The organism is Variovorax sp. P1_H12_2, from assembly GCF_056405335.1.
Window position 1 is genome coordinate 1 of record NZ_JBFUCI010000253.1, and the last position, 9,366, is coordinate 9,366.

8 protein-coding genes and 1 pseudogene are annotated in these 9,366 nt (G+C 65.0%); 2 read left to right on the forward strand and 7 right to left on the reverse strand.

Annotated features, from left to right (window positions below; translation table 11 throughout):
• Positions 1 to 122 precede the first annotated feature (122 nt).
• Positions 123 to 551, reverse strand: a complete 429-nt coding sequence (locus AC1D2K_RS22335; RefSeq protein WP_478091067.1) for a MaoC family dehydratase — start codon at positions 549 to 551, stop codon at positions 123 to 125.
• Positions 552 to 725: 174 nt separating this feature from the next.
• Here AC1D2K_RS22335 and AC1D2K_RS22340 point away from each other — a divergent pair, with 174 nt between their 5' ends.
• Positions 726 to 1,490 carry an IclR family transcriptional regulator domain-containing protein gene (locus tag AC1D2K_RS22340; RefSeq protein ID WP_478091068.1) on the forward strand — a complete coding sequence of 255 codons (765 nt, stop codon included), beginning with the start codon at positions 726 to 728 and terminating at the stop codon, positions 1,488 to 1,490.
• Positions 1,491 to 1,771: 281 nt separating this feature from the next.
• Positions 1,772 to 2,998, forward strand: a pseudogene (locus AC1D2K_RS22345) (MFS transporter).
• Between the two features lie 14 nt (positions 2,999 to 3,012).
• Here AC1D2K_RS22345 and phnY read toward each other — a convergent pair.
• Genes phnY through phnD form a run of 6 tightly spaced genes read right to left on the reverse strand, consistent with a single transcriptional unit; the run spans position 3,013 to position 9,340 of the window.
• Complete coding sequence (gene phnY, locus AC1D2K_RS22350; RefSeq protein ID WP_478091069.1) at positions 3,013 to 4,467, reverse strand: phosphonoacetaldehyde dehydrogenase; 1,455 nt, start codon at positions 4,465 to 4,467, stop codon at positions 3,013 to 3,015.
• A complete protein-coding gene (gene psrA, locus AC1D2K_RS22355) occupies positions 4,464 to 5,570 on the reverse strand; it encodes an iron-containing alcohol dehydrogenase PsrA (RefSeq protein ID WP_478091071.1) in 1,107 nt (368 codons plus the stop codon). Before psrA ends, phnY begins: the two co-directional genes overlap by 4 nt.
• Positions 5,571 to 5,578: 8 nt before the next feature.
• On the reverse strand, positions 5,579 to 6,823 hold the full coding sequence (phnA, locus tag AC1D2K_RS22360; RefSeq protein ID WP_478091073.1) for a phosphonoacetate hydrolase: 1,245 nt from the start codon (positions 6,821 to 6,823) through the stop codon (positions 5,579 to 5,581).
• On the reverse strand, positions 6,823 to 7,641 hold the full coding sequence (gene phnE, locus AC1D2K_RS22365; protein ID WP_478091074.1) for a phosphonate ABC transporter, permease protein PhnE: 819 nt from the start codon (positions 7,639 to 7,641) through the stop codon (positions 6,823 to 6,825). The genes phnA and phnE overlap by 1 nt, the downstream gene beginning before the upstream one ends.
• Positions 7,638 to 8,477, reverse strand: coding sequence for a phosphonate ABC transporter ATP-binding protein (gene phnC / locus AC1D2K_RS22370; RefSeq protein ID WP_478091075.1), 840 nt, complete (start codon positions 8,475 to 8,477; stop codon positions 7,638 to 7,640). The genes phnE and phnC overlap by 4 nt, the downstream gene beginning before the upstream one ends.
• Entirely contained in the window at positions 8,474 to 9,340 is an 867-nt protein-coding gene (phnD, locus tag AC1D2K_RS22375; RefSeq protein ID WP_478091077.1) for a phosphonate ABC transporter substrate-binding protein, read from the reverse strand. Before phnD ends, phnC begins: the two co-directional genes overlap by 4 nt.
• Positions 9,341 to 9,366 lie beyond the last annotated feature (26 nt).

Genomic DNA, 9,366 nt, shown 5'->3' on the forward strand with positions numbered 1-9,366 from the left:
GGGTTGAAGTCCAGCGACGCTTCGCAGAAGGCGCGGATCGACTCCCGCGTGGGCGAGAACGGCGTGCCCTCGATCTTTTGGCCGTTCGCGAGGGTTTCAAAGCTTTGTGTCATGTCGATTCCTTACATCGGGCGGATCGTCCAGCCGCGGCCGGAGCAGATCACTTGGTCGTCCTGGTTGAAGAAGACGTTGTCGTGGACGACGAAGAGACGGTCCTTCTTCACGAACTTGTCGAGCGCGCGGGCATTCAAGCGAATGGTGTCGCCAGGGCGGGCGGGAATGTTGTAGCTCCACGACTGGCCCGCGTTCACGGTGCCTGGCGTGCGCATCCAGTCATCGTTCGGCGTGCACGCGAACATGAGCAGAATGTGGATCGTCGGGGGAGCGATCAAACCGCCGTACACGCTCTTGCGAGCGAATTCCTCGTCGAAGTACAGCGGGTGGGTATCGCCAACGACTCGGCAATACTTGTGAATGGCCTCCAGGGTGAGGGTGTAGGGGATGGTCTTGCGCGGTTCACCTGGGACGATGTCGTCCCAGGTCTTGCGCAATTGAGCTTCCTTCCAGAAGTCTGTCTCGAATGTGTGCTGTGTCATGAAATTCAAGTCTTGTTGCCGAACCATTGGCCATCGTGTACAATGACCGCTTAGCGGATATAAACATCCGCCTGCCGGCTATTATCAACAAGGGTGCCTGACGCTGTCAAGGCGCCCAGGAGTGCTCACATGGCAACACCGGAGAGTGAATCGTTCGTGCGGGCCTTCGCGCGCGGCCTGCAAGTCATCGAGGCGCTTGGCGAGGGATCGGGTCGCAAGACGCTTGCGGAGGTGGCAGAGGCCGTCGACTTGCCGCGCACGGCGGTTCGTCGCTTCCTGATGACGTTGGTCGACTTGACCTTTGTACGTACCGACGAGAAGCAGTACTGGCTAACGCCGCGGGTTCTGAGACTCGGGCTCTCCTATTTGTCTTCTCTGCCTTATTGGCGGGAAGCGCAGCCGGCACTGGAAGAACTCTCGACRCGTGCCCGGCAGTCGTGCGCGCTCTCCGTGCTTGACGGCGAGGACATCGTGTATGTGCTGCGCCAGCATGCCAAGCGAATCCTGCCGATGAGTCCTTCGCTCGGTAGCCGCCTTCCGGCGCACGCAGTCTCCATGGGACGGGTGTTGCTGTCCGGCTTGTCGGACGAGGAGATCGATGCCTATCTGCAGAGCGCAACGCTCAAGCCGCGCACCAGCGCGACCATCGTCGATCGGAAGCGGTTGAAGCAGGAAATTCTGAAGGCGCGCACCCAAGGCTATGCGTGGGTCGATGGCGAGTTGGACGAGTCCATTTGCGGCCTCGCCATCCCCGTTCGGAACAAGGAAGGCGAAACCATCGCCGCCATCAATGTGAGCCTCCCGACGGGTCAATTCACGAGCGAGACGGCCGCTGAGCAGTTCCTGCCGGAGCTGCRCCTGGCCGCCTCCCGCTTGCGAGCAGTCATGCCCTGAGTTCCCGTGACGGGATAACGAACGCGCGGCGCGACTTCGGACCTGTCGGCGCCGGTTGAACTTTGATCCACCTTTGGAGTGAACCCCTCGAACTGAACCACCGGGTGCCAAACAAGGGCTCCCTTTGGCTCGGAACTGACACGTAGAGGCCGAGTGGCCCGATTCGCTGGCCGACTGCAACTTCGAGCAGGAGAGAATCATGCAATTTGGCAACCCAGTCCTTGCAAGCAGGTGCATGCGTGCCGCCTCCCGAACACTCCTTCAGACGCGCTCAGTGGCGAATGCTGCTGGCCGCCATGTTCTGCTATTTCTTCTTTTACACCGGCCGACAAACCCTCGGCTTCGCCATCCCGGGGATCCAGCGCGAACTCGGGCTGTCAAAGGAGAGCCTTGGCTGGGCATCGGCCTGCCTTCTGTGGTGCTATGCGATCGGTCAGGCCATCAACGGGAACCTGGGCGACAAGTTCGGTGGGCGCCGCGTGATGACGGCCGGTGCAGTCCTTTCGTGTGCGGCCAATTGGGTGGTCAGCTTCGCCGTCGGCATCAAGACCCTGGCAATCCCGTGGGGCGTCAACGGGTACTTCCAGGCGCTCGGCTGGGCTCCCGGGAGCCGACTTCTGTCGAACTGGTGGGGGACCGCTGAGCGCGGCAAGGTCTACGGTCTCTACGTCTTCGCCGCCGGATGTGCGTCGGTCCTGTCCTTCATCACATCCATCCTGGTCGTGAACGTACTGCACCTGGACTGGCGGTGGATCTTCCGGCTCCCGGTGCTGCTGATGCTCGTGGGCGGGATTGCGTTCTATCTGATCGCACGCGAGCGTCCCGAGGATCTGGGCTTCGAGTCGCCCGACACCGGCATCGCCAATGCAGGGGCTGCGAAGACTGCCCGCCTCGACAACGAGCCCGGCGAGAGTTCGTGGTCCCGCTAAAAGGCCGTCCTCGGCAACCCGAAGTTGCTCATCGCATCCCTCGCGATCGGATTCCAGAATGCCGCGCGCTACGGATTGATCGTCTGGGTGCCGGTGCACTTTCTCGGCAAGGACTGGGCCAAGGCTGCCGACGGCATGGTCGACCCAGCGTGGATTTCCGTCGCGCTGCCGGTCGGCATGGCCTTCGGCGCCCTGACGAACGGCTGGATCTCCGACAAGGTCTTCGGATCGAAGCGCTACAAGGCCATCGTGCTGTACATGTTGCTTGGTGCCCTGGCCTCGATCAGCATGTACCTGCTGCCTACCAGCCTCGGCGGCCTCTTTCTGCTGTTCCTTGCAGGCTTCTTCGTCTATGGCCCAGCCTCGTCATTCTGGGCCCTGTGCCCGGACCTCGTCGGAGCGAAACGCGCGGGAACAGCCACGGGCGTCATGAACTTCTTTTCCTACCTGCTCGCGGGGCTGGGCGAGCCGTTGATCGGCAGAATGCTGGACCACTCGGGCAACACCTCGATGGTCTTTCCGATCGTCGCCGCGAGTTGTCTGATCAGCGCCTGCATCGCGACATTCATTCGGCGCTGACCGCCCGCGCGGGTTCACCAGGGCATCGTGAACGTCTTGCCGTTGCAGAACGACTTCATCGCCTCCTGCACGCCTTCCTTGTAGCCCAGGCCCGAATCCTTGATGCCACCGAAGGGCGTCAGCTCGATCCGGTAGCCCGGCACCTCCCACATGTTCACCGTGCCCACGTTGAGCTCTTGCGCGAAGCGTGTCGCATGGTCCATGCGGTCGGTGCAGATGCCCGACGACAGGCCGTAGGCCGTGCCGTTCGAGATCGCGATGGCTTCGTCGATGTCGCGAAAGGTCAGGATCGGCGACACCGGGCCGAAGGTCTCCTCTCGCACCACGGTCATGTCGGGCCGCACGTTGTCGAGGACGGTCGGCGCGAACAGCGCCCCGTCGCGCCGGTGACCCGCGAGCACGCGCGCGCCGTGCGACACGGCCTCGTCGACCAGCGCCTCGAAGTGGCAGGCCGCCTGTTCGTCGATCACTGTGCCCATGTCCATGGACGGATCCGACGGGTCGCCGTGCTTCCAGCGAAGCGTCTTCTCGACGACGAGTTCGGTGAACTGTTTCGCGACCGACGCCTGCACCAGCATGCGTTTGACCGCGGTGCAGCGCTGCCCCGAGTTCTTGTACGAGCCCTGCACCGCGAGGTCGGATGCCCTGTCGAGGTCGGCGTCCTCCATCACGATCAGCGGGTCGTTGCCGCCGAGTTCCAGCACGATGCGGCGATAGCCGGCCTTGTTCGCGATGTACTTGCCGATCGGCACGCCGCCGGTGAAGGTGATCAGGTCGACGTGCTCGTTGGTGAGCATCTCGTCGGCGATCTCGCGCGGGTCGCCGGTGATGACCTGGAACATCTCGGGGGGCAGGCCCGCCTCGTACAACACATCGGCCAGGAAGAACGCCGACAGGGGCACCTTCTCGGACGGCTTGAGCACCATCCGGTTGTTGGTCGCGATGCTGGGCACCACCTTGTGCGCGACCTGGTTCATCGGGTGGTTGAAGGGCGTGATCGCCGTGATGACGCCCTGCAGCGGCTCGCGCATGGTGATGACCTTGCGCCGCTTCCCGTGCGGCGTGAGGTCGCACGAGAAGACCTGCCCGTCGTCGCGCAGCGCCTCGTTGGCGCCGAACACCAGCACGTCGGCCACGCGGCCGATTTCGTACATCGAATCCTTCAGGCACAGGCCCGATTCCAGCGTGATCAAGCGCGAGCCTTCCTGTGCGCGCTCGCGCAGCAGCGCCGACGCGCGTTGCAGGATGCTCGAGCGCTCGTAGCGCGAGAGCTCGGGGCGGAAGGCATGTGCAACCCGGTAGGCCTGGCGCACGTCTTCCAGGCTCGCGAGCGGCGCCGTGCCGACCCGCTCCCGCGTGTACGGGTTGATGACGTCCAGCGTGCGGCCGCGCGTGAGGCGCTCGCCGCCGATGCGCAGCGCCTCGGCGCGAAAGTCCTCGCTGTCCCGAAGGGGCAGTCGTGCATTCATGTCAGTGTCTCCATGGGGGCGTTGCTGCCGATGAAGTTCTTGCCGCGTGCCCCGCCTTGCGCATGCAGAACCATTTCCTGTGCTTCCTCGTCCGAGACGCCGTAGTCGCCGAAACGCGTCTTGACGCCGAGCCCTTCGATGAAGGCCTGCAGACGCTCCGGCGCCCCGGCCAGCGGCGCACCGAGCGCACGTTGCAGCGCGGCGTCGCGGTCGGCGCGTTGGCCAATGGCGCTGCGCAGCACCATCGGCAGCGAGAACGAGCAGGCGATGCCGTGCGGCACGCCGTGGCGCAGCGTCATCTCGTACGAGATGGAATGCGCCAGCGCCGTCTTGGTGTTGGAGAACGCCATGCCGGCCTGCAGCGCGGCCAAAGCCATGCGGCCGCGCAGCGCCAGGTCTTGGGGTTGGCGCATCAGGCCCGGCAGAACCGAGAAGATCTCGTGCACGGCCGCGCAGGCCATCGTGTCCGAAAGCGGATTCGAGTTGACGTTCCAGATCGACTCGAGCGCATGAGACAACGCGTCGAGGCCGCTCTGCAGGGTGACGGAGGCCGGCAGCGAGAGCATCAGCTCGGGATCGATCAGCGCGTACTCCGGCCAGGTCTGCGGCAGGTGCAGCGAGTGCTTCCTCTGTCGCTCTCGATCCCAGATGGTGGCCCAGGGCGTGACCTCGCTGCCGGTACCGGCTGTGGTGGGCACTGCGATGAGCCGCTTGAAGCGGTTTGGCGTGAACGCGCTTTCGCCGGCAAGCCCGGCCACCAGCGCGGCGAAACTCCCGCTCTCGTCGGCCACCATCAGGGCCTTGGCCGTGTCGATCGCGCTGCCACCGCCCACCGCGACAATGACCTCGACGTCCGCGTGCGCCTGCCAGAAGTCCTCGTAGGTCTTCGACAGTTCCTGCACGTCGGGGTTGGGATGGATGCGGTCGATCACACACGCCAGCTGGTCGCCAAGGATGGCCTCGAACCGGGCCACGAGGCCGAGTGCGCGCGCCTCCGGAAAGGTGACCACGGCAGCGCGGCGGCCGCGCAGCAGATCCGGCAGGGACGACAGGGCCCCTGCCCCGTACACGCTGTGCACGGGGTTGAAGTAGTGGACATTCATGAAGTTTCCTAGGCGGGGACGCGCACCGCGTGATTCAGCGCAAGGTCGAACACATCGAAGTTGCGCAGGCGCCGGGTGGCATCGACGCCCTGCAGCTTGCGGTTGAACAGCAGCGGCACTTTCTGCTCCGAGATGCCGCCATGCGATCGCAGGGGCACCGTCAGGCCACTCAGGTCGTGCTCGGCGGCGCGCGTGCCGAGCACGGTGAGGTGGTCCGACACCACCACGAGGTCACCGATGCGGTCGGACGGCAGTTCGAAGCGTTCGGCGGCTTCTTTGCGCAAGAGCACCAGTTCGATGCCGACGACTTCGCGAAGGGCAGCGGCCATTGCGCCGGCATCCAGGCCCGGCGCCAGGTACACGGTGGCAAAGGAGCCCAGTGCGCCGTGGTGGACGACATAGGGGTCGGTGATCGGCAGGATCACGCGGTTGGCCTTGCCGCCTTCGAGGCCGTCGAGCACTTCCTGCAGGAAGACGATGCGCGGCTGGCCGGCGGCGTCGGTCTTCGGACTCATGCCGTGATCGGCGGTGATCGCGATCACGGCGCCCAGTGCGTCGAGCTGCGCGAGGTAGCCGTCCATCATTGCGTAGAACGCATTGGCGCCTTCGGTGCCCGGCGCGCACTTGTGCTGCACGTAGTCGGTGGTGGACAGGTACATCAGGTCGGGCCGGCGCGTTTCCATCAACCGCACGCCGGCGGCAAAGACGAACTCGCTCAGGTCTGCGCTGTAGACCGACGGCACGGGCCGCCCGACCAGTTCCACCACATGGTCGATGCCGCCGTTCTCGAGCGTGGCCTGGTCCGCCTTCTCGGCCGAGAAGCAGATACCGTGCATGCCGTGGCCGAGCAGCGTGCGCAGCTTGTCCTTCGCCGTGACCACGGCGACACTCGCACCCGCCTCGGAAAAGGCCGCGAGGATGGTTCCGGCCCGCAGGTAGGCAGGGTCGTTCATCATCACTTCCTTGCCGAGCGCGATGTCCAGGAAGAAGTTGCCGCAGATGCCGTGCACCGAAGGCGGCGCACCCGTCACGATCGAGAGATTGTTCGGGTTGGTGAAGCTGGGCACCACGCAATCGCCGAGCAGCGAGGTGCCCTTGTCCAGCAGCCTGGCCATGAAAGGCGCGACGCCGGCCTGGATGGCCTGGGTGATGTAGTCCGGCTCACAGCCGTCGACGCACACCACGACCACCGGCTGCGCCGGCATGCCGTAGTCCCGGCCATTGACCGAGAGGCCGAAGTTGTCCGATTTCATTAGCGTGCCCCTTGTTGAATCCATGCGCGCAGCTTGCTGGAGATGTAGTCGGCAGCCATCACCATGGCCACGATCACCAGGATGCAGGTCGCGGTGTCCTGGTACTGGAAGAGCTTCATGCTGCCGACCAGTTCGAAGCCGATGCCGCCCGCGCCCACCATGCCGAGCACCGTCGCCTGGCGCAGGTTGGTCTCGAAGCGGTAGAGCACCACGGCGATCCATGACGTGACCACCTGGGGAAGCACCCCGAAGATGATGATCTGGATGGGCCCGGCACCGGTGGCGCGCAGCGCCTCGATCGGGCCCTGGTCGATGTCCTCGATCGACTCGGCGAAGAACTTGCCGAGCATGCCCGCACCATGCAGTGCCAGCGCCAGCACGCCGGGGAACGGGCCGAGGCCCACCGCTGCCACGAAGATCAGCGCGAGGATGATCTCGTTGATGCCGCGGGCAATATTGAGCACCTGCCGCATCAAGTGGAAGACCGCGAGGTTCGGCGAGATGTTTCGCGCCGCCAGGAAGCACACCGGCACCGCGAGCACGATGGCGAGCAAGGTGCCCCAGATGGCGATCTGCACGGTCTCGATCGCCGGCTTCACGAGCTTCTGCATGAACTCCCAGTTGGGCGGCACCATACGCCCCAGGAAGTCGGCGATCCACGGCATGCCTTTGGCCAGCTCGCCGAAGCTCACCTGGCTACCGATGGCGGCCCACCAGAGCACGATGCAACCGATGACGGCGGCGCCGGCATATTTCCACCAGCCTTCGTTGCCGCTGCTCTTGGCAACGAGGAGGTTGTAGCGGCCGATGCTGATCATGATTGCTCCAGGACGAGGTGATGGGCCACGGGGGACAGCGGTGCGGCGGGCGCGGAAGAAGTCAGTTCGCCGCCCTCGCCTGCCTTGGCGGGCGCGGTGTCTTCCATGCCGCCGGGGTAGATGCGTTGCAGCACCTCTTCGGTGAGCTCGTCCGGGCCGCCTTCGAAGACGATGCGGCCGGCGGCCACGCCGATCACGCGCTGGCCGAACTCGCGTGCGTAGTCGACCTGGTGCAGGTTGCAGATCACGGTGATGCCCGACTCGACGCTGGCTTGCTGCAGGTAGCGCAGCACCTTGCGCGAGGTCTTCGGGTCCAGGCTCGCCACCGGCTCGTCGGCGAGGATCACCTTCGGGCGCTGGGCCAGCGCGCGGGCGATGCCGACGCGCTGCTTCTGCCCGCCCGACAGCGTGTCGGTGCGCACGTCGGCCTTGTGCCCCATCTCGACCCGGCGCAGGCATTCGCGCGCCACGTCGATGTCGTCCTTCGGGAACCACTGGAACCACGACAGCACCGCGGGCATCGAGCCGAGCCGGCCCGTCAGCACGTTCTTCAGCACCGACAGGCGCGGCACCACGTTGTAGTGCTGGAAGATCATCGCCACGTCGCGCCGGACCTTGCGCAAACCCGAACGGTCGCCGCGCGACAGCTCGCCGTTGACGCGGATCTGGCCGGACGTCGGGTCGGCCAGGTGATTGATGCAGCGCAAGAGTGTCGACTTGCCGGCGCCAGAGGCGCCGAGGATCACGACGAACTCTCCCTTCTTCGCCGTCATGCTCACGTCGTTGAGCGCAACGAAGTCGCCATAGCGCTTCGTGAGGTTCCGGATCTCGATCATTTCATTTCCTTCAGATCGAGGTTCAGGATCTTCGCGGTCTCACGGATGATGTTGTAGGCCGCGTCGTTGGTCGGGTGGAAGCCGTTCAACATGCCCTGGTCCGACCACGGGATGTCCTTGACCTCGAGGAACGCCGCCTGCACGCGCTTCTTGAGGTCCGCAGGCAGGTCGCGCCGCCAGACCGTGGGCGACTCGGGGATCGGGTCCGACCGCCAGACCTCGACCAGATCTTCGCGCTTGGCCAGCCCCTTGGCGATGGCCGCGTCGAGGATGCGGTCCGCGATGGCGGCGGCATCGACCTTCCTGTTCTGCACGGCGATCGCGCTCGAGTCGTGCGAGCCCGAGAAGATCACGCGGCCGAAGTCCTTGTCGGGATTGAAGCCCGCCTTGATCAGCCCTGCCTTCGGAAACAGATGGCCGGAGGTGGACGTGGGGTCGACGAACGCGAAGGTCTTGCCCTTCAGGTCGGCGACCGTTTTGATGCCGCTGTCCTTGTGCGTCATGATCTGGCTGTGGTAGGACGTGCGGCCCGCCTTCTTGGTCTCGGCCAYGGCGAATGCCTCGATGTTCGCGATGCTTGCGCCCAGCACATACGAGAACGGCCCGAGGTAGGCCACGTCCAGCCGCTTGGACCGCAGCGCCTCGATGACGCCGTTGTAGTCGGCCGCCACGAACGGCTTCACCGGCATGCCGAGCGCGTTGGACAGCATGTCCATCATCTTCTGGCTGTTGGCGATCATGGCCCGCGAGTCTTCCGAGGGGATCAGCCCGACGGTCAGAACCTGCTGCGAACGTGCTGGCAGGGCCAGCCCGCCGGCGACGACTGCGGCGGCGCCGAACACCAACTTTCTGCGATTCATCATGGTCTTGTCTCCGATGAGTTGTGGAT

What these genes read in the sequence shown, in the direction of transcription:
- phnY (WP_478091069.1), bottom strand. Translation starts at nt 4,467, where the DNA reads ATGAATGCACGACTGCCCCTTCGGGACAGCGAGGACTTTCGCGCCGAG.
- psrA (WP_478091071.1), bottom strand. Translation starts at nt 5,570, where the DNA reads ATGAATGTCCACTACTTCAACCCCGTGCACAGCGTGTACGGGGCAGGG.
- phnA (WP_478091073.1), bottom strand. Translation starts at nt 6,823, where the DNA reads ATGAAATCGGACAACTTCGGCCTCTCGGTCAATGGCCGGGACTACGGC.
- phnE (WP_478091074.1), bottom strand. Translation starts at nt 7,641, where the DNA reads ATGATCAGCATCGGCCGCTACAACCTCCTCGTTGCCAAGAGCAGCGGC.
- phnC (WP_478091075.1), bottom strand. Translation starts at nt 8,477, where the DNA reads ATGATCGAGATCCGGAACCTCACGAAGCGCTATGGCGACTTCGTTGCG.